16 protein-coding genes are annotated in these 19319 nt (G+C 74.3%); 9 read left to right on the top strand and 7 right to left on the bottom strand.

The genetic code is table 11. From position 1 onward, the window contains the following. Positions 1-96 precede the first annotated feature (96 nt). Positions 97-1428: an enterochelin esterase gene (fes, locus tag ACH4K1_RS24560; protein WP_398091518.1), complete on the bottom strand. Its 1332-nt coding sequence runs from the start codon at positions 1426-1428 to the stop codon at positions 97-99. A gap of 36 nt (positions 1429-1464) precedes the next feature. Then, positions 1465-3888 (bottom strand): Fe(3+)-hydroxamate ABC transporter permease FhuB, encoded by a 2424-nt coding sequence (gene fhuB / locus ACH4K1_RS24555; protein WP_398091516.1) that lies wholly within the window; start codon positions 3886-3888, stop codon positions 1465-1467. A gap of 99 nt (positions 3889-3987) precedes the next feature. Here fhuB and ACH4K1_RS24550 point away from each other — a divergent pair, with 99 nt between their 5' ends. The 5 genes from ACH4K1_RS24550 (at position 3988) to ACH4K1_RS24530 (ending at position 8691) form a co-directional block, all read left to right on the top strand. Then, a complete protein-coding gene (locus ACH4K1_RS24550) occupies positions 3988-4818 on the top strand; it encodes a 2,3-dihydro-2,3-dihydroxybenzoate dehydrogenase (protein ID WP_398091514.1) in 831 nt (276 codons plus the stop codon). Positions 4819-4902: 84 nt separating this feature from the next. Continuing rightward, on the top strand, positions 4903-6108 hold the full coding sequence (dhbC, locus tag ACH4K1_RS24545) for an isochorismate synthase DhbC (protein ID WP_398091512.1): 1206 nt from the start codon (positions 4903-4905) through the stop codon (positions 6106-6108). Then, positions 6105-7757, top strand: coding sequence for a (2,3-dihydroxybenzoyl)adenylate synthase (locus ACH4K1_RS24540; RefSeq protein ID WP_398091510.1), 1653 nt, complete (start codon positions 6105-6107; stop codon positions 7755-7757). Before dhbC ends, ACH4K1_RS24540 begins: the two co-directional genes overlap by 4 nt. 65 nt (positions 7758-7822) lie before the next feature. Beyond that, on the top strand, positions 7823-8455 hold the full coding sequence (locus ACH4K1_RS24535) for an isochorismatase family protein (RefSeq protein WP_398091509.1): 633 nt from the start codon (positions 7823-7825) through the stop codon (positions 8453-8455). Continuing rightward, positions 8452-8691, top strand: coding sequence for a phosphopantetheine-binding protein (locus ACH4K1_RS24530; protein ID WP_228992207.1), 240 nt, complete (start codon positions 8452-8454; stop codon positions 8689-8691). Before ACH4K1_RS24535 ends, ACH4K1_RS24530 begins: the two co-directional genes overlap by 4 nt. A gap of 80 nt (positions 8692-8771) precedes the next feature. On the opposite strand, the gene pgm is transcribed toward ACH4K1_RS24530, so the two are convergent. The 3 genes from pgm to ACH4K1_RS24515 all read right to left on the bottom strand — a co-directional run bounded on the left by pgm (position 8772) and on the right by ACH4K1_RS24515 (position 12325). Next, positions 8772-10415 (bottom strand): phosphoglucomutase (alpha-D-glucose-1,6-bisphosphate-dependent), encoded by a 1644-nt coding sequence (pgm, locus tag ACH4K1_RS24525; RefSeq protein WP_398091507.1) that lies wholly within the window; start codon positions 10413-10415, stop codon positions 8772-8774. Positions 10416-10634: 219 nt separating this feature from the next. After that, on the bottom strand, positions 10635-11702 hold the full coding sequence (locus ACH4K1_RS24520; protein ID WP_398091506.1) for a chitinase: 1068 nt from the start codon (positions 11700-11702) through the stop codon (positions 10635-10637). Between the two features lie 179 nt (positions 11703-11881). Further along, positions 11882-12325, bottom strand: coding sequence for a hypothetical protein (locus tag ACH4K1_RS24515; RefSeq protein ID WP_398091505.1), 444 nt, complete (start codon positions 12323-12325; stop codon positions 11882-11884). A 310-nt stretch (positions 12326-12635) separates the two neighbouring features. Between ACH4K1_RS24515 and ACH4K1_RS24510 the strand changes: the two genes are divergently transcribed. After that, the gene (locus ACH4K1_RS24510) at positions 12636-13607 is read left to right on the top strand and encodes a DUF3048 domain-containing protein (RefSeq protein ID WP_398091504.1); all 972 of its coding nucleotides are present in this window, start codon (positions 12636-12638) and stop codon (positions 13605-13607) included. 145 nt (positions 13608-13752) lie between these two features. Here ACH4K1_RS24510 and eno read toward each other — a convergent pair whose 3' ends face one another. After that, positions 13753-15054, bottom strand: a complete 1302-nt coding sequence (gene eno / locus ACH4K1_RS24505) for a phosphopyruvate hydratase (RefSeq protein WP_398091503.1) — start codon at positions 15052-15054, stop codon at positions 13753-13755. Positions 15055-15241: 187 nt separating this feature from the next. Between eno and ACH4K1_RS24500 the strand changes: the two genes are divergently transcribed. The 3 genes from ACH4K1_RS24500 to ACH4K1_RS24490 all read left to right on the top strand — a co-directional run bounded on the left by ACH4K1_RS24500 (position 15242) and on the right by ACH4K1_RS24490 (position 17546). After that, positions 15242-15664: a MarR family winged helix-turn-helix transcriptional regulator gene (locus tag ACH4K1_RS24500; protein WP_398091501.1), complete on the top strand. Its 423-nt coding sequence runs from the start codon at positions 15242-15244 to the stop codon at positions 15662-15664. 111 nt (positions 15665-15775) lie between these two features. Further along, positions 15776-16303, top strand: a complete 528-nt coding sequence (locus tag ACH4K1_RS24495) for a DinB family protein (protein ID WP_398091500.1) — start codon at positions 15776-15778, stop codon at positions 16301-16303. Between the two features lie 139 nt (positions 16304-16442). Further along, positions 16443-17546 carry an alpha/beta hydrolase-fold protein gene (locus ACH4K1_RS24490; RefSeq protein WP_398091499.1) on the top strand — a complete coding sequence of 368 codons (1104 nt, stop codon included), beginning with the start codon at positions 16443-16445 and terminating at the stop codon, positions 17544-17546. A gap of 68 nt (positions 17547-17614) precedes the next feature. Here the strand turns inward: ACH4K1_RS24490 and ACH4K1_RS24485 are convergent, their stop codons facing one another. After that, positions 17615-19315: an ABC transporter ATP-binding protein gene (locus tag ACH4K1_RS24485; RefSeq protein ID WP_398091498.1), complete on the bottom strand. Its 1701-nt coding sequence runs from the start codon at positions 19313-19315 to the stop codon at positions 17615-17617. Positions 19316-19319 lie beyond the last annotated feature (4 nt).

Here is a 19319-nt window from a genome sequence, read left to right as displayed (position 1 = left end):
GGGGCCGTCGGGCGCGGCGGCCGCGTCGGGGGGGGGGGGGCGCGGGCGGCGCGGCGCCCCCCCCCTGTCCACCGCCCCCCCCCCGCCCCCCTTCTGTTACGTGGCCGGGAAACGCGGGGTCGCGGCGTGGGTCCGTTCCCCGCCGAGCAGGTCCGCCAGGCCGTCGGCCAGGCCGCCGCGCCAGCAGGCGTAGTCGTGGCCGCCGTTGAACTCCCGGTAGCGGACGTCGTAGCCGCGGGCGCGCAGCACGTTGCGGAGCCTGCGGTTCTCCGCGAGGAGCATCCACTCCTGGAGGCCGACCTCCAACCGGAGGGCGACCGGCCTGCGTTCGGCCCAGGCGTACTGCCCGGTGAGCCATTCACCGCCGCGTTCGTCGTCGGGCCACCAGAAGGAGCCCGACTGGGAGAGGGCGCGGCCGAAGCGGTCGGGGCGCCGGAAGGCGGCGAACGCGGCGGTGAGGCCGCCCGCGCTCTGCCCCGCGACCACCGTGCGGGCGGCGTCCGCCCCCGCTCCGTACCCCTGCCCGGCCCAGGGCAGCAGGGTGTCGGCGAGCCAGTCGACGAACGGGGCGCTGCACGCGAGGTCCTCCATGCGCCGGCCCATGGTGTCGACCAGGACCGCGACGGTGGGCGGCAGCACCCCGTCCGCGTGCAGGTTGTCGAGGATGTCCCCGACGCCGAGGACCGGCCCCCACACCTCCCCGTCGAGGAGCACGGCCAGCGCGTACGGGCCGCCGCCCCGGTGGTGGCCGGGCGGCAGGTGGACGGTGATCCGGCGCCCGTCGACCTCGGCGTCGAGCGTCCGCCCCCGGGCCGCGTCGTCGCGCCGCCGGGTGCGCGGCTGCGGCGGGGCGTCGGGCAGTTCGAGTACGGAGGCGGGGTTGCGGCCGTCCCGGGAGGGCAGCGGCGCCCGGGTGTTGAGCGGGTCGGGTTCGGCCCGGTCGAGGACCTGGAGCCAGGCGGCCCGGTCGGCGCGCAGGGCGTCCTCGCGGCTGCCGTCGGTGGCGTGGAACTGGTACGAGGCGCGGTGGTCGGCGCGCAGCCGGTGGCTGATCGCCCAGACGCCGGTGCCCTCGACGCGTTCCATCAGGTGCGGAGCGAGGTCGCCCGCGTGCCGGTCCTTGTCGGTGACCGTGTGGACCAGGGCCAGGACGTGGGTGGCGGGGTGTCCGGGGTCCTCGCGGCGGACGAAGGTGACGAGCCGGTGGTCGGGGTCGCCCTCGGGGTCGGGTTCGACGAGCGGGGTGCCGGTCTCGGCGGCGTGGCGCCAGAACGCCTCCTCCGCGGCGGGCCCGTCCTCGCGGACGTCCGCGAGGAGTGCGCGCAGCAGAGGGCTTCGCACGGGGTGCGTCCCGGATGCGGTCGGCCTCGTCGGGGCGGGAGGGGACGGCTGGTTCCCGTCCGTCGGGTGGGTCGGCGGGTGGGTCATGGATGTCTCACAGTTCGGTACGGGGGCGGTGGCCCGCTACACCCGGGTGGCGGCGGATCGGCCGAGCAGCACCCAGAGCAGGAAGGGGCCGCCGAGGACGGTGGTGACGATGCCGACGGGGAGTTCGGCGCCGTCCAGGACGATGCGGCCGAGGGTGTCGGCGGCGACGACGAGGACGGCTCCGGTGAGCATCGAGCCGACGAGCGGGACGCGCAGGGGGCCGGCCAGCCGGGAGGCGATGACCGGGGAGGCGAGGGCGACGAAGCCGACGGGGCCGCAGATGCCGACCGCCAGGCCCGCGAGGGCGACGGCCAGGAGCAGGGAGAGGGTGCGGACGCGGCCGGGCGTGGAGCCGAGCGAGGAGGCGGTCGCGTCGTCGAAGCGGAGGACGCTCAGATGGCGGGCGACGGCGAGGCCGGCCGGGACGAGGACCGCGAGGCCGATGAGGACGGGCACGGCGACGGCGTAGCTGCGGCCGTTGAGGCTGCCCGAGGTCCACACGTACAGGGAGCCGGCGGAAGAGAGGGAGCGGCGGGACAGGACGACCTGGGTGATCGCGGAGGCCAGCGCGGACATGGCGAGGCCGACGACGAGAACGCGGTAGCCGCGTTGGCCGAGGCCGCCGGAGACGGTGGTGACCACGACGACGGCGACGAGCGCGCCGATCGGTCCGGCCCACCAGGCACCGAAGGACCCGGTGGCGCTGAGGGTGACGGAGAGCAGGACGGCGGCGGTGGCCCCGTCGTTGACGCCGAGGAGTTCGGGGGTGGCCAGGCGGTTGCGGGCCAGGGTCTGGGTGAGGCATCCGGCCAGGCCGAGGGCGGCGCCGGCGGTGAGTCCGGCGACGATGCGGCCGAGGCGGAACTTCTGGACGAGCAGGACGTCGAAGCGGTCCCCCTGGCCGAACACCGCGCGGAAGGTGCGGCCGACGCCCATGTCGCTCTGGCCCGCGTACGCGGAGAGGACCACGGCGAGGACGAGGGCGACGGCGAGGGCGAGGGCGGCGAGCGCGGCGCGCCGGGTGACGAGGAGGGAGAGGGGGCCGCGGCGCAGGACGAGGGTGTCGGCCGGGGCGGCCCTGAGGGTCTTGGCTTTCCGGGTGCGGCGGAGGGGGCTCGGCAGGGTGGTCCGGAGGCGGCGGGGGCGGTCGGGGGCGCGTTCTTCGGTGGCGGGTTCGGTCATGCCCATCGAGGCCAGCTGCCGGGAGCGGACGATGGCGATGAGGACGGGCGCGCCGACGAGGGCGACGATGACGGAGACCGGCGCTTCGAAGGGCCGGGAGACCACCCGTGCGGTGATGTCGGAGACGGTGAGGACGCAGGCCCCGATGAGTCCGGCGAGCAGGATGCGGGCGGCCAGCCGGGTGCCGGCGAGGGCGCGGGCGAGGAATCCGGCGAGCAGGCCGAGGAAGGAGACGGGCCCGGCGAGCGCGACGGCGGCGGCCGTCAGGAGGGTGACGCCGACGGCGACGACGGTGCGGATCACGGGGGGCCGGTGGCCGAGGCCGCGGGCCAGGTCGTCCCCGAGCGCCAGGGCGGAGAGCGGGCGGGCGGCCAGGAGGGCGATGAGGAACCCGAGGGCGAGGACGGGGGCCAGGCGGCCGAGTTCACCGAAGCCCTCGACCCCGGCGAGGGAGCCGAGGACCCAGAACCGGAACCTGTCGTAGGTTTCGGCGGAGTTGACGATGATGACGCTGGTGAGCCCGCCGAAGGTGGCGCCCAGCGCCGCTCCTGCGAGGACCAGGCGCATGGGCGAGCCGCCGCCGCGCCTGCCGGAGACGAGGAGGACCAGGCCGCTGGCGACCACCGCGCCGACGAAAGCGCAGACGAGGTAGGCGTAACCGGAATCGAATCCGAGGAGTGCGATGCCCGCGACGACGCCGAGCGAGGCGCCCGCGTTGACTCCGAGGAGTCCGGTCTCGGCCAACGGGTTGCGGGTGACCGCCTGGAGCAGGCAGCCGGCGACGCCGAGGGCGGCGCCGACGAGGAGTGCGGTGACGGTGCGCGGCAGGCGCAGATCGCCGACGACGAGGGAGAGCCGGGCGTCGGCGCGCGCTCCGTTCCGGCCGAGGAGGTAGTCCAGGACGCCGCCGGGGCCGACTTCGCCCGCCCCGATGGAGAGGGAGAGGGCTGCCAGCACCAGTACGGCCAGGGCCAGTCCGACGACGGCGACCGCCACGGTCCGCCGCCGCGGGTCCGCCGCGGGGCGGGTGCCGTGGGGGGCGGCGGCCTTCCCGGGGGCGGGCCGGTGGCCGGACGACGGGCCGAGGAGGCCGCCCGAGGGCCGGCCGGGGGTGTGGCCGCCTCCCGGCGGCGCTCCCTTTCCGACTCCGCCGGGGGCTTCCCGGTGACCGGCGGGCGGGGCCTCCGCCGGCGGATCGGCTTCGGGCCCGTCCAACTGGACGGGCGGCGAGTCGTGTTCGGGAGCCGAGGCCGTGGCCCCCGTGCGCGGCGTTTGCATAAGGTGAGGCTAACCTAAGCAAGAGCCGACGACCCGGCGCCCCGCCAGTGGTCCATTCAGTTTAGGTTACCCTTACCTAACAACCGGAGGAGGTTGCTCATGCCTGAGCACATACCGGGCAGAAGCGGCGAGTTCACCGGCCGCACCGCTCTGGTCACCGGTGCCGCGCAAGGCATCGGCGCCGCGGTCGCCGACCTGCTCGCCACCCTCGGCGCGCGCGTGGCCGCCACCGACCGGGCCCTGCCCGGCCTCGAGGCGCGGGCCGCCGAATGGGCCCTGGCCCGGACGGGCCTGCCCGAGGGCGAACGTTCGACCGGCGGCCTGACCCCGTACGTGATGGACGTCACCGACCGGAGCTCGGTGGAGGACACCGTGGCCCGGGTGGAGCGCCAACTGGGCCCGGTCGACGTCCTGGTGAACGTGGCCGGCATCCTGCGCACCGGCTCGGCGGCCGAACTCCCCGCCCAGGACTGGGCGGACACCTTCGCGGTGAACACGACCGGCGTCTACCACGTCTCCCAGGCCGTGGCGCCGCTCATGGCGGCCCGGGGATCGGGGGCGGTCGTCACCGTCGGTTCCAACGCCGCGGGGATCCCCCGTACCGGCATGGCCGCCTACGCGGCGTCCAAGGCGGCCGCCGCCATGTTCACCAAATGCCTGGGGCTCGAACTCGCCCGCAGCGGCGTCCGCTGCAACGTCGTCGCACCCGGCTCCACCGATACGCCGATGCAACGCGCGCTGTGGACCGGTCCGGACGCCGCCCAGCGCGTCGTCGAGGGAGATCCCACGACGTACCGCACCGGCATTCCGCTCGGCCGGATCGCCGGCCCCCAGGACATCGCGGAGGCGGTGGCGTTCCTCGCCTCGGACCGCGCCCGCCACATCACCATGCAGGAGCTGTACGTCGACGGCGGCGCGACCCTGCGCTGACCGCCCGCCCGTTCCTCCCGCCCGCCTTCACCTCCCATCCAGCCCCCCGCACCCGCTGACGGGACCATCGAGAATGGAGTCCCCGTGTCGACGGCACCCCAGGTCGCCACGCCCACCGAGCCGGCCGATCAGGCCCACCCGGCCGTAGGAGCGGCCACGTCACTGCTGGACGCCTACACCCCGGGCGACCGTTTTCTCGCCACCCCCGGACGCACCCTGCTCGCACGGGGGCCGGGACGCGACGTCCCGTACGACGACAGGCCCCTGTCCGCCCGGGTCGACGCCACGCTCGCCGCGGCGGCCGCCGCCGGGCAGGAGTCCCCGGTGGTCATGGGCGCCATCCCCTTCGACCACGCCGCCCCGGCCGCCCTGAGCGTCCCGGATTCGGTGCGCACCGCACCACCGCTCGCCTCCGACCCGCTCGTCGCGCTGCCCGCGAGCGCCCCCTCGGCCGGGGAGTGGCGGATACAACAGGTGCCCGAGCCGGACATCTACGGCAAGGGCGTCGCCTCCGCCGTCGAGCGCATGTGGCGCGGCGAGTTCAGCAAGGTCGTCCTGGCGCGCACCCTCGAACTCACCTCCGGCGCCCCGCTCGACCTGCCCGCGATGCTCCAGCGCCTGGCCCGCCGCGATCCCGCCGGGTACACCTTCGCCCTGCCGACCGGCCCCGGGCGCACCCTCATCGGCGCCAGCCCCGAACTGCTCGTCTCCCGCCGCGGATCGCGGGTCGTCGCCAACCCGCTCGCCGGCTCGACCCCGCGCAGCGCCGACCTCGCCGAGGACGTACGCCGGGCGGCCACGCTCCTGGAGTCCGTCAAGGACCTCCACGAGCACGCCGTCGTCGTGGACGCCGTCCACCAGGCGCTCGCCCCGTACTGCACGGAGCTGACCGTCCCGGCCCGCCCGACGCTCATCCGCACCGCCACCATGTGGCACCTGTCCACCACGGTCACCGGCGCCCTCGCCTCCCCCGACGCCTCGGCGCTGGAGCTGGCCTGCGCACTGCACCCGACGCCCGCCGTCTGCGGGACGCCGACGCAGACGGCCCGCCGGGTCATCGCGGAGACCGAGCCCTTCGACCGCGGGTTCTTCACCGGCATGGTCGGCTGGGGCGATGCCGACGGCGACGGCGAGTGGGTCGTGACGATCCGCTGCGCCGACGCCGAGGAGCGCACGCTGCGGCTCTACGCCGGGGCGGGCGTCGTCGCCGCGTCCGAACCCGAGGCGGAGACCGCCGAGACCGCGGCCAAGTTCCGCACCTTCCTGACCGCCGTGGGAGCCGAACTGTGAGCACGGAAGCGGCGCCGGCCTGGCCCGCCGAGTTCGCGGAGAAGTACCGAGCGGCCGGCTGGTGGCGCGGTGAGACCTTCGGGGAGATGCTGCGGCAGCGCGCCGAGGCCCACCCGGACCGGGTCGCGATCGTCGATCCGGTGGCGGGAAGCCGGTGGACGTACGCCGATCTCGACCGGCGTGCCGACCGGCTGGCGGCGGGCCTCCTCTCCCGGGGCATCGTCAAGGGCGACAGGGTGGTGGTCCAACTCCCCAACATCGCCGAGTTCTTCGAGGTGATCTTCGCCCTCTTCCGGATCGGCGCCCTGCCGGTCTTCGCGCTGCCGGCGCACCGCGAGAGCGAGATCACCTACTTCTGCGAGTTCACCGGGGCGGTGGCGTACGTCATCGCGGCCGAGCACGGCGGCTTCGACTACCGCACGCTGGCGTCGAAGGCCCGTGCCGAGGTGAGGACGCTGCGCCACGTGTTCGTCGCCCAGGGGGATCCGGGCGGGTTCGAGGCGCTGTCGGAGGTCGCCGGGGAACCGGTCGGCCACGACGGGCCGCGCCCGGACGATCTGGCCTTCCTCCAGCTGTCCGGCGGCAGCACCGGCGTGCCGAAACTGATCCCGCGCACCCATGACGACTACATCTACTCGCTGCGGGGGTCCAACGAGATCTGCGCGGTCGACGAGAGCAGCGTCTACCTGTGCGTACTCCCCGCCGCCCACAACTTCCCCCTCTCCTCCCCCGGTTCGCTCGGCGCGCTGTACGCCGGGGGCCGTGTGGTGCTGTGTCCGGCCCCCACCCCGGAGGCGGCGTTCCCGCTGATCGAGCGCGAGGGCGTCACCATCACCGGGCTCGTGCCGCCGCTGGCCCTCCTGTGGACCGAGGCCGCGCCCGGCGCCGCGCACGACCTCGGCAGCCTGGAGGTCCTGCTCGTGGGCGGCGCCAAGTTCAGCGAGGAGGCGGCCCGCCGGGTACGTCCCGCTCTCGGCTGCACCCTCCAGCAGGTCTTCGGCATGGCCGAGGGGCTCGTCAACTACACCCGGCTGGACGACCCGGTGGAGACGATCGTCACCACGCAGGGACGGCCCATCTCGCCCGACGACGAGATCCTGGTCGTCGACGACGAGGACCGGCCGGTGGCCCCGGGCGAGACGGGCCATCTGCTGACCCGGGGCCCGTACACCATCCGGGGGTACTGGAACGCCCCCGAGCACAACGCCCGCTCCTTCACCGAGGACGGCTTCTACCGCACGGGCGACATCGTGCGGACCACCCCCTCCGGGCACATCGTGGTCGAGGGGCGCGCCAAGGACCAGATCAACCGGGGCGGCGAGAAGGTGGCCGCCGAGGAGGTCGAGAACCACATCCTCGCCCACCCGGCCGTGCACGACGCCAACGTGGTGGCCGAGCCCGACCCGTATCTGGGCGAGCGCGTCTGCGCCTACGTGATCCTGCGCTCGGGGGCGGGCCCGCTGAAGGCGGTGGCCGTCAAGCGGTTCGTACGCGAACGGGGCCTGGCCGCCTACAAGGTGCCGGACCGGGTCGAGTTCGTGGACGCGTTCCCGCAGACCGGCGTGGGCAAGGTCTCCAAGAAGGACCTCCGTGACGCCGCCGCCCGCACGGCCGCTCCCTCCGCCGCCCCGCCGTCCCCGCCCCGCTGAGTCCCCGTCCCCGCCCCGCTGCGTCCCCGCCCCACTGAACGACTCCCGAAGGAACCCCCTCCCCCATGGCCCTGCCCGCCATCGCCCCCTACCCCATGCCGGCCGCCGACGAGTTGCCCGCCAACCGGGTCGACTGGACCGTCGATCCCGCGCGCGCGGTGCTCCTCGTCCACGATCTGCAGAACCACTTCCTCTCGGCGTACGACCGCGGCGCGGAACCCGTACCCGAACTGCTCGCCCGGGTGGCCGAGTTGAAGAAGGACGCGGCACGGCTCGGCGTACCGGTGCTCTACACCGCGCAGCCCGGCGGCCAGAGCGCCGAGGAGCGCGGACTCCAGCAGGACTTCTGGGGCCCCGGCCTCCCCGCCGACGAACACCTGGCCGCCATCGCGGACGAGGTCGCCCCCGGCGCGGGCGACACGGTCCTCACCAAGTGGAAGTACAGCGGATTCGTCCGCACCGATCTGCTGGAGCGGCTGCGCGAGCAGGGGCGCGACCAGATCGTCATCACCGGCGTCTACGCCCACATCGGCGTGCTGATGACGGCGTGCGACGCCTGGATGCAGGACATCCAGCCGTTCGTGGTGGCCGACGCGGTGGCGGACTTCTCGGCCGAGGACCACGCGATGGCGCTGCGGTGGGCCGCGGGCAAGTGCGCCGTCGTCACCACCGCCCGGACCGTCTTCGAAGGGAAGTGACCGCCGTGGCGCTCACACTCGAACAGCTGCGTGCCGATGTCGCCGACGTCCTCGGGGAGGACCCCGAGGAGATCCCGGTCGACGAGAACCTGGTCGACTACGGTCTCGACTCCGTGCGACTGATGTCCCTGGCCGCCGCCTGGCGCCGCGACCACGGCATCACGGTGGAGTTCGCCGACCTCGCGGAGCGGCCCGCCCTGGAGTCCTGGGCCCCGCTGCTGGGCGTCACCGGCTGATCCGCCGGGCCCCGCGGATCTCCCGCGGGGCCGGCCCGCGGCCCCGCCGGCCGCCGTGGCGGTCGGCGGGAACCGGGTTCCTAGGCGCCGCCCAGCGCTTCGGAGACCAGCGCCTGCGCCTCCTCCTGGACCCGGGCGAGGTGGCCGGGGCCCTGGAAGCTCTCCGCGTACACCTTGTAGACGTCCTCGGTGCCCGAGGGGCGGGCCGCGAACCAGGCGCTGTCGGTGCAGACCTTGAGGCCGCCGATCGGGGCCCCGTTGCCGGGCGCCTCCGTGAGGACGGCCGTGACGGGCTCGCCGGCCAGGGTGTCGGCCTTGACCTGCTGCGGGGAGAGCTTCGCCAGGACGGCCTTCTCCTCGCGGGTGGCGGGGGCGTCGACGCGGGCGTAGGCGGGGTCGCCGAAGCGGTCGGTGAGCCGCGCGTAGTGCTCGGAGGGGGTGGACCCGGTGACGGCGGTGATCTCGGAGGCGAGGAGGGCCAGCAGGATGCCGTCCTTGTCCGTGGTCCAGACCCGTCCGTCGCGGCGCAGGAAGGAGGCCCCCGCGGACTCCTCTCCACCGAAGCCGAGGCTGCCGTCGTGGAGGCCGTCGACGAACCACTTGAAGCCGACCGGGACCTCCACCAGGGTGCGGCCGAGGTCGTGGGCGACCCGGTCGATCATGGACGAGGAGACCAGGGTCTTGCCGATGCCGGTCCCCGCGGCCCAGGCGTCACGGTGGGTGTAGAGGTAGTCGATGGCGACGGCCAGGTAGTGGTTGGGGTTCATCAGGCCGCCGTCGGGTGTGACGATGCCGTGCCGGTCGGCGTCGGCGTCGTTGCCGGTGGAGACGGCGTACGCGTCGCGCTGCTCGATCAGCGAGGCCATGGCGTGCGGCGAGGAGCAGTCCATGCGGATCTTGCCGTCCCAGTCCAGCGTCATGAACCGCCAGGTGGGGTCGGCGAGCGGGTTGACGACGGTGAGGTCGATCCCGTGGCGCTCCGCGATCCGCCCCCAGTAGGCGACGGACGCTCCGCCGAGCGGGTCGGCGCCGATCCGCAGGCCCGCCTCCCGTACGGCGTCCAGGTCGAGGACGGAGGGCAGGTCGTCGACGTACGCGGTCAGGAAGTCGTACCGGCGGGTGGTGTCGGCGGCCAGGGCGCGGGCGTAGGGGATGCGGCGGACCTCTCCGAGCCCTGCCTCGATCAGGGCGTTCGCCCGGTCCTGGATCCAGGAGGTGGCGTCGGAGGCGGCCGGTCCGCCGTTCGGGGGGTTGTACTTGAAGCCGCCGTCGGCGGGCGGGTTGTGCGAGGGGGTCACCACGATGCCGTCGGCCAGGCGCTCGGTGCGCCCCCGGTTGTAGGTGAGGATGGCGTGCGAGACGGCGGGGGTCGGGGTGTAGCCGTCCTCGCTGTCGACGAGGGCGGTGACGCCGTTGGCGGCGAGCACCTCCAGAGCGGTGACCCGGGCCGGTTCGGAGAGCGCGTGGGTGTCCGCGCCGAGGAACAGGGGCCCGTCGGTGCCCTGGCGGGCGCGGTAGTCGCAGATCGCCTGGGTGGTGGCGGCGATGTGGTCCTCGTTGAACGCGGCCGCGAACGCGGAGCCGCGGTGGCCGGAGGTGCCGAAGGCCACGCGCTGGGCGGGGTCCGCCGGATCGGGGTGGAGTGCGTAGTAGGCCGTCACCAGGCGGGCCACGTCGACCAGGTCTGCGGGCTGTGCCGGGTGACCGGCCCGTTCGTGCACCATCGAAGTCTCCTCGTACGTCTTCGTCATCGGCCGGCCCGCGGGGGGACGGGGCGGCGCACCGGGCAGACGATCACCCGGTCCGTACCCGATTCTGTCGCCTCGACCGCTCCGGTGCGCGACCGGTTCACGCCTTCCTCGTGTCGCGGCCGGCCGGAGCGGCGCCACGCCCCCGGTCATCGGCGGACCGGGGGCGTGGGGATGCGGGGGGGGGCCTGCGACTCAACGGCCCTGGAGGGTCTTCACGTTGTCGCCGAAGGTCCAGTTCCTGGAGCCGTCCCAGTTGAGGGACCAGGTCATCAGCCCCTTGAGGGAGCCGTTGTAGCGGTTCCACGCCTGCGAGACGAGGGACGGCGACATGTGGCCGCCGCCCGCGCCGGGCTGGGCCGGCAGGCCGGGGACCTGCTTGTCGTAGGGCACCTTCACGGTGGTGCCCTGGATCACGAGCCCCTTGTTCAGGCAGTCGGTCTGGGCGGTGAAGCCCGCGACGGTTCCGGCGGAGTAGGAGTCGCCGGAACAGCCGTACATGCTGCCGTTGTAGTACTGCATGTTCAGCCACCACAGCCGGCCGTTGTCGGCGTACTTCTTGATGACCGGGAGGTACGCGCCCCAGATCGAGCCGTAGACCACGCTGCCACCGGTGACGTAGGCGGTCTCGGGGGCCATGGTGAGGCCGAAGTTCGACGGCATGGCGGCGAGGACGCCGTCGATGATGCGGATGAGGTTGGCCTGGGACGGGGAGAGCTGGTTGATGTTGCCGGAGCCGACGAGTCCGGTCTCGATGTCGATGTCGATGCCGTCGAAGTTGTACTTCTTCAGGATCGGGACGATCGTCGCGACGAACCGGTCGGCCACCGCCCTGGAGCTGAGGTCGATACCGGCGGTGGCCCCGCCGATCGACATGAGGGTGGTCAGGCCGGCGGCCTTGGCCTGGCACATCTCGGCGGGGGTGGCGACCTTGACGGTGTTGTCCATGCCGTCCTCCCAGAGGACGGTGCCGTCGGAGCGGATGACGGGGAAGGCCGCGTTGATGACGTTGTAGCCGTGCTGGGTGATGCGGGGGTCGGTGATCGGGATCCAGCCGAGCGGCGGGTGCACGCCGTTGGCCGCGCCGTCCCAGTTCTCCCAGTACCCCTGGAGCACCTTGCCGGTGGGCTTCGACTTGACCGCGCAGGTCTCCGCGGCGGTGCCGCGCGTCTCCGCGGCCTCGGGCGGTGCGGCTCCGACCAGCATCGGTACGGCGAGCGCAGCGGCCAGAGCGAGGCCCAGGAGTCGTGGTGTACGCCCCATGATCCGTATGTCCTTCCTGCCCGGGTCCGCCGCCGACGGTGCGAAGGGTTCGCCCCGACCCGCCCTGTGTCGTGACCCTGCCAAACCGTAGAATGGTCCAGACCTTCGGTCAAGAGGTCTGGACCAGACTCGTCGTCACACGGCGTTCTCCCGGGGCGTCCCGCCGGGGCCCGGGGCGCTCACGCGTCGCCCGGTTCCCGCCGGGGCGTGGGGGACACGCCGTCGTTGACCCACTGAGCCATGATCACCGGGGCGTGGTAGCGGCCGCCGTGGATGGTGTTGTGGTTGATCGCCACGGCGGGGCCGTCCGGGCGCCGGGGCGCCAGGTCGTCCAGGATCGCCCGGAGCTCCCCCGCCGCCTCGGGGTCGTCGCGCAGGGTGCGGCGGAGCCTGATCCGCCACTCGGCCGCGACGTCCGCGGCGGCTTCCTCGTCGCCGTCGCGGTGGGCGGCGAGCAGCTCCTCGCGGGATTCCTCCAGCTCGGCGTCGACCACCTCCCCGTCCTCGCCCCGGCCCAGGAACCGGGCCAGCCGCCCGCGCACCTGGGTCCACGCCTCCGTCGCCATCAGCCCCACGAAGGTCGTCGCCCCCGACGCCGCCAGTGCCGTCAACTCGGCTTCCACCGAACCCCCTCCACCTCGCCTGTCGCGCTGTACGGGCGCAGGACCCGTCGCTGGTGCAACCGTAGAGAGGGGAGCGCCCCGGCGGAAGCAGAATCCGGGGTGCGGCGGGGAACGGTTTCGGCCATGTCGGCCGGGCCGCAGCGGGTACGGGCCCCTTCCGGAGGAATTCCGGGTCCGCGTCCGCCCGGCTGCGGCCCGCCGAGCGACCACGGCAGGCCGGTGCGCGTCATCATGGACGGTGGAGAGGGGCCGCGACACGACGGCGGTGCGCCGGCACCGCCCGGCGCCGGCCCCCGGAAGGGCGTTCGCCATGACCGCAGGCGGAGTGAGGAGAACGGTCGGCGCGCTGTTCGCCGCAGTGCTGCTGGCCGCGACCGGGGCGTGCACGGGCCAGGACGGTTCGTCCTCGTCCCGCGACAGTCCGTCCTCCGGGCGACGGGCCGGCCGGGTGCTCGCCGTGAAGATCGACAACGTGGCGCCCGCGCGCCCGCACACCGGAGTGGAGAAGGCCGACGTCGTCTACGTCGAGCAGGTGGAGGCCGGACTGAGCCGGATCCTCGCCGTCTACGGCTCCGATGCGCCTCCGGTCGTCGGCCCGGTGCGCAGCGCGCGGGAGACCGATCTGGAGCTGCTGCGGCAGTTCGACCGGCCGACGCTGGCCTTCTCGGGCGCCCAGGGCCGGTTGCTGCCGGTCATCGAACGCGCGCCGCTGGACGCCGTGCCGCCCTCCAAGGCGCCGGGGGCGTACTTCCGGGGGCCGGGGCGGCCCGCTCCGCACAACCTCTATCTGCGGCCGGAGAAGATCCCGTTCGAACCCCCCGGGGTCAGTGCCGTGCAGGCGCTGGGGCTCGAGGTGGGCCCGGCACCCTCCGGCGGGGAGCCGGAGGAGAGCCGCACGGTGCGCTATCCGTCCGCGTCCGTGACGTTCACCTGGTCCGCCGGGCGCGCGCGGTGGCTGGTCTCGCTGGACGGGTCTCCGGCCCGGACGAGCGAGGGCGGGCGGCTGGGGGCGGGCACGGTCGTCGTCCAGGACGTGACCGTACGGTCCTCCGACTTCCGTGACCGGTCCGGGAACGTCAGCCCGTTCACCGAGACCGTGGGCACGGGCAGGGCGGTCGTCCTGCGGGACGGCCGCGCCCACGACGTGCGCTGGTCGCGCCCCTCGGCGGACGCGGACACGGTGTACACCGCCTCCGACGGGCGGCGCGTCGAACTCGCCGGCGGGCCGCTGTGGATCCTGTACGCACCCCGTGGGGGGACCGGCTCCGCCCCGGCCCGCTGAGGCGGGCCGAGTCCCGGACAGGGGGGCGCCTCATCCGGACCGGCCCGGCGGCGACCGGGACGGGTTCCGGTGGAGGCGACGGCCCACCGGCGCCCGTCCGCCGGCCGGTGGAGGGGGGCGGGCCGCGGGCCTCCCCGCGCGGCGGTCAGGAGCGGGAGAGCAGCGCACCGCCCGCGTACCGCGCCGAGTCGCCCAGCTCCTCCTCGATCCGGATCAGCTGGTTGTACTTGGCGGTGCGGTCGGAGCGGGAGAGCGATCCCGTCTTGATCTGGCCGCACCCCGTCGCCACCGCCAGGTCCGCGATGGTGGTGTCCTCCGTCTCCCCCGAGCGGTGGGACATCACGGCGCTCCACCCGGCCCGGTGGGCGGTGGCGACCGTGGCGAGCGCTTCGGTCAGGGTGCCGATCTGGTTGACCTTCACCAGGACCGAGTTGCCGACCCCGGTACGGATGCCCTCGCGCACCTGTGCCTCGTCCGTGCAGAACACGTCGTCCCCGGTGAGCTGGCAGCGGTGGCCGACCCGGGCGGTCAGCTCGCGCCAGCCGTCCGTGTCGTCCTCGGCCATCGGGTCCTCGATGGAGACGACCGGGTACGCGTCGATCAGCTTGACCAGGTAGTCGACCTGCTCGGAGGGGGTGCGGCGCACGCCCTCGCCGCTGTAGACGTAGGCGCCGTCGCGGAAGAACTCCGAGGAGGCCGGGTCCATGATCAGGCCGATGTCCGCACCGGGCCGGTACCCGGCGCGTTCGACGGCGCTCAGGACGAAGTCGAGCGCCTCCTCGGCCGTGCGCAGCGCGGGGGCGAATCCGCCCTCGTCGCCGACGCCGGTGGCGTGGCCGGCGGCGAGCAGGTCGCGGCGCAGGGTGTGGAAGATCTCGGACCCCATCCGGACGGCGTCCCCAAAGGTCGTCGCGCCCACCGGCGCGATCATGAACTCCTGGAAGTCCAGCGGATTGTCGGCGTGGGCGCCGCCGTTGACGATGTTCATCATCGGCAGCGGCAGGAGGCGGGCGTCGGCGCCGCCCAGGTAGCGGTAGAGCGGCTGGCGGTGGGAGACGGCGGCGGCCTTCGCGGCGGCGAGCGAGACGCCGAGGATCGCGTTGGCGCCGAGCCGGGACTTGCCGGGCGTCCCGTCGAGCGCGACGAGCGCGGCGTCCAGCCCCGCCTGGTCGCCGGCGTCGCGCCCCACGACGGCGGCCGCGATCTCCCCCGCGACGTGGCCGACCGCGCGGTCGACGCCCTTGCCGTGCCACCGTCCGGCGTCCCCGTCGCGCAGCTCCACGGCCTCCCGTGCGCCGGTGGAGGCGCCGGAGGGGACCGCGGCGCGGCCGAGGGAGCCGTCGGCGAGGCGCACGTCGACCTCGACGGTGGGGTTGCCCCGGCTGTCGAGGATGCGGCGGGCGGTCACGGTCCGGATGGTGGTGGGCTCAACTGCTGCGGGGGCCATGGGAGGTCCTTCCGTCGTCACGTGTCGCGGCACTCCTGCGACAGCTCCGGCGCGAGCCGCGACACCGAAACTCTACAGCAGAACTGTTCAGATATGCTGTTCAGTATTGCTGCGCAGCTTCGCTGGGCGGTTTCCCCGCCCCGGCCACCTGCGCGGACTCGCCGCCGGGCCCGGGTTAAAGTTCCCTATGCCCACCCCGGAGCCCGCCGCCGTCGCCGCCGACCTGCGCATCGCCATGGGCAGACTGGCACGGCGCGTGAAACAGGAGGACCGGATTCCGCACGGCCAGGTCGCCGTGCTGGGCGTCCTCGACCGGGACGGGGCCATGACCACCAGCGACCTCGCGGCGGACCAGCGCGTGCGCCCCCAGTCGATGGCCCGTGCGGTCGGGCTCCTGATGGACCAGGGCCTCGTCGTCCGCCGCGCGCACCCCACGGACGGCCGCAAGTCCCTCGTGGACCTCTCCGAGGCGGGGCGGGCCGCGCTGAAGGCGGAGCGCGACCGCCGGGCCGACTGGCTGGCACGCGCCATCGACCTCGAACTCAGTGCGGAGGAGCAGGAGTTGCTCGCACGCAGCGCCGTCCTGATGGAACGGCTCGCCGCGTACTGAGGACCCTCCCGGCCTTCCTGGCGGGACAGCCTCCGGGGGTGCCGCGGCTCCGCACGGCGAACGCCGGGAAACCGCGTTGTCGAGAGGGCGCGGGTGTGCCAGGGTCACCCGATGCGCTCTTCTCGCCATGACCTTCTGCGTCGCCAGTTCGATCTGACCTGGTCGCTCTTCACGTACCACCTCGACCGGCTCGACACCGACGACTTCCTGTGGCAGCCGGCGCCGCTGTGCTGGACGGTGCACCGACAGGCCGACGGGCGCTGGCTGCCGGACTGGGCCGACACGGAGCCGGACCCAATTCCCGTACCGACGATCGGCTGGCTCAGCTGGCACATCGGCTGGTGGTGGGAGACGGCGGTCGCGCACGCGCGGGGAGAGGAGCCCCGCGACCGGGCGGACGTCGTGTGGCCGGGCGACGCCGAGCGGACCGCCGGACGGTTGCGCGAGCTGAGGGAGGAGTGGCTGGAGGTGTTGGACGGTCTCGACGAGGCGGCGCTGGACGCGACCGCGCCGTTCCCCTGGGCGCACGACCCGGAGCGCACGGTCGCCGACATGGCCGCCTGGGTGAACGCGGAGCTGATGAAGAACGTCGCGGAGATCGGGCAGCTCCGGATGGTGCGCGCGGCCGTCTCGGGCTGACCGCCGCAACTCCCCGCGCGTGCCCGGGTTCCCCCGCACCCGGGCCTCCTCTCCCGATCACCTGTCGACATCGATGGGTTAGGCTCCCCTTACACGGCGGGGGACCAGCCGCCCCCTCCTCTCTCGCAAGGAGACGCCCATGGGTCCGGTGATCGAGCGGGCCGGCGGCGACGCCCCCTTCGCCGCGTTCGGACTGCGGGACCTCCCCGGTACCGACGCGTTCTGGCGGGCGGCCCGGACGCCCGCGACGGCGCCCGCGGACGGCGGTTGGCGGGCCCTCTTCCTGTGGCGCGGCTCCGAGGCCGTGCTCGACTTCGAGAGCTGGTCGCCGCCCGTGCCGCTGCGGCGCTGGCAGGACACGGACTGCTGGTACGCGGAAGTGCCGATGCCCGCGCGGCTGCGGGTGACGTACCGCTTCCTCGTGGAGGGCGCGGCCCATGCCGATCCGTTCAACCCGGTCGGCGCCGGGGCCGACCGGTCCATCGCCGCGACACCGGACGCCCCGTCCCAGCCGCACTGGCCCGCGCTCGGCCCGGACGACGTGCCGCCCCTCCCCCGGACCCGGATCCGCTGGAGCAGCGACCGCCTCGGCGGGCGGCGCACCGTGCGCGTCCATCCGGCGGGCGGCGGCGGCCCGGTGGTACTGCTGCTCGACGGGGACGACTGGCTGTACCTGCATCCGGCCGTGACCGCCTTCGACGCGGCCGTGGCCGCCGGGGACCTGTCCCCGGTCACCCTCGTGTTCCTGCCGGCCAAGGACCGGGAGGCCGAGTTCGGCTGCCGTCCTGAGCTGTGGGAAGCCGTCCGGGACGAACTGCTGCCGCTGGTGGCCGAGTCGGGGGCGGCGGCGGACCTGGACCGCGTGGTGGTCGCCGGCCAGAGCCTGGGCGGGCTGAGCGCGCTGTACGCCGCGCTGGAGTTCCCGGGGCTGGTGTCCGGTGTCGCCTGCCAGTCGGGGTCCTTCTGGTGGGCGCCCGGGGCCGGGGAGCTGCCGGATCCGCTGGGCGGACCGGTCGGCGGCGTCCTCGCGGAGCGGTTGCGGCGGGGCGCCGATCTGTCGGGGGTGCGGTGCGCGTTCGACGTGGGCGAGCACGAGGCGGCGATGCTGCCGCACTGCGAGGTGGTCGAGGCGCTGACCGAGCGGGCCGGCGCCGCGGTGCGGGTGTCGCGTTCGGCGTCGGGCCACGACCGGGCGGGCTGGCGGCACGCCCTGCTCCGGGACGTCGCCTGGGTCCTCGGCTGAGGCGAGGGGCTTCCGGGCGGGCGGTTCCCGCGACGCCCCGGTGGGCGCCCCGGGAACCGCCCGTCCGGTCATCTCGCCACGGCCCGGCAGTACGCCGCGTCGCCGGCGAGGAGGTTGCGGTGGGTGTCCTCGGCGGTGACGACGCCGCCGTCCAGGACGAGCACCCGGTCGGCGGCGTCCAGGAGCGCCGGACTGCTGGTGATCACCAGCGTGGTCCGGCCCCGGCGCAGTTTCGCCACGTTGCGCGCGATGAGCTGCTCGGTGACCGCGTCGACGGCCGTCGTCGGGTCGTGCAGCACCAGCATCTCACTGTCGGCGGCCAACGCGCGGGCCAGCGAAAGCCGTTGCCGCTGCCCGCCGGAAAGGTTGGCGCCCCGGTCGCGGACCGGGTGGTCGAGCCCCTCGCGGTGGAGGGCGACGACGTCGGTGAGGAGGGACGCCTCGACGGCCGCCTCCACCGGCCGTCCGCTGCCCGAGGGGTCGATGTTCGTCCGGAGGGTGCCGGCGAAGATCTCCCCGTCGTACGGGTTGACCAACAGGTGTTCGCGGACCGCCTCGACCGACAGCTCCCCGATCTCCCGGCCGCCGACCCGCACCGCTCCCCCGTACGTCCCGGGAGCGGCGTTCACCGCGAGGACCGAGGCCAGATCGGCGGCGGCGCGGGGCTGGTAGGAGGCGATCGCCACGAACTCGCCGGCCGCCACGGTGAACGTGACCCCGCGGAGCGTCCCGTGGCGGACGCCGTCGACCTCCAGCGCCCCGCCGGGCTCGGGGCGTTCGGTGCCGGGCGCCGCCACCGGGGGCGCGCCCAGGACCAGCGCCATGCGCTCGGCCGAGGCGCGGGCGATCATGACGTACTTGGGCATCTCGGAGAACAGCTTGAGCGGTTCCATGATGAACTGCGCGAGCCCCACGGCCATGACGAGCTCTCCGACGGTGATCCGGCCCTCGAACGCCAGCCAGCCCGCGGTCAGGGAGACGGCCGCGGCGAGGACCGCGTTCAGCGCCAGCGCGGTCCCCGCGTAGGCTCCGTTCACCCGGGCGACGGCGATCGCCTGGCGCTTCGCGTCCGTGCTGACCTCGCGGTAGGAGCCGAAGGCCGCGTGGTTGCCGCCGAACCCGTGCAGGGGGCGCAGTCCGATGATGAGGTCGGCGACCTTGGCGCCCGCCCGGGCCACCCGGGCCTGCTGTTCCTGCGTACTGGCCCCGATCCGCCGGGACATCACGGCGAGGACCGACAGGATCGCGACGGTCCCCACGATCACCAGGAGGCCGAGTCTCAGGTCGGCGAGGCTCAGCGCGACCGCCGCGACCACGACGGCGACCAGGGAGCTGATCAGCAGCGGCACCACCTCGATGATGTCGGCGGTCTGGTCGGCGTCCTCAGTGGCGATGGTCAGGATCTCACCGGACTTGAGGTCCACGTCCCGGGCCACCGGCTGGAGTCCGCAGGCGGCGACCCGGACCCGCCAGCGGTGGGCCTCGGTGGTGTTGGCCTTCTGGAGCACGCGCATGCCGAACCGCCACGACAGGGACACCGTCGTGATGATCACGGCCAGCGCGCCGATCGAGACGCCGAGCGAGCCGAGGCTCCGGTCCCGCATCGTGTGCTCGACGATGAGTCCGAGCGCGATGGGGAACGCGGTCTCGGCCGCCTGGTACAGGCCCATGAGGACGGTGCCCGCGGCCATGGCTCCGACGTTGCGGCGCAGGGCCGTCCGCAGGATGGCGGCCCCGGGGCGGGGCCGCTGGGTATCGGGGTTCTTCATCGGT

Source organism: Streptomyces sp. NPDC017448 (genome assembly GCF_044330565.1).
In the GTDB taxonomy this organism is placed as follows: domain Bacteria; phylum Actinomycetota; class Actinomycetes; order Streptomycetales; family Streptomycetaceae; genus Streptomyces.
This window is presented reverse-complemented; position numbering and strand designations above follow the sequence as displayed.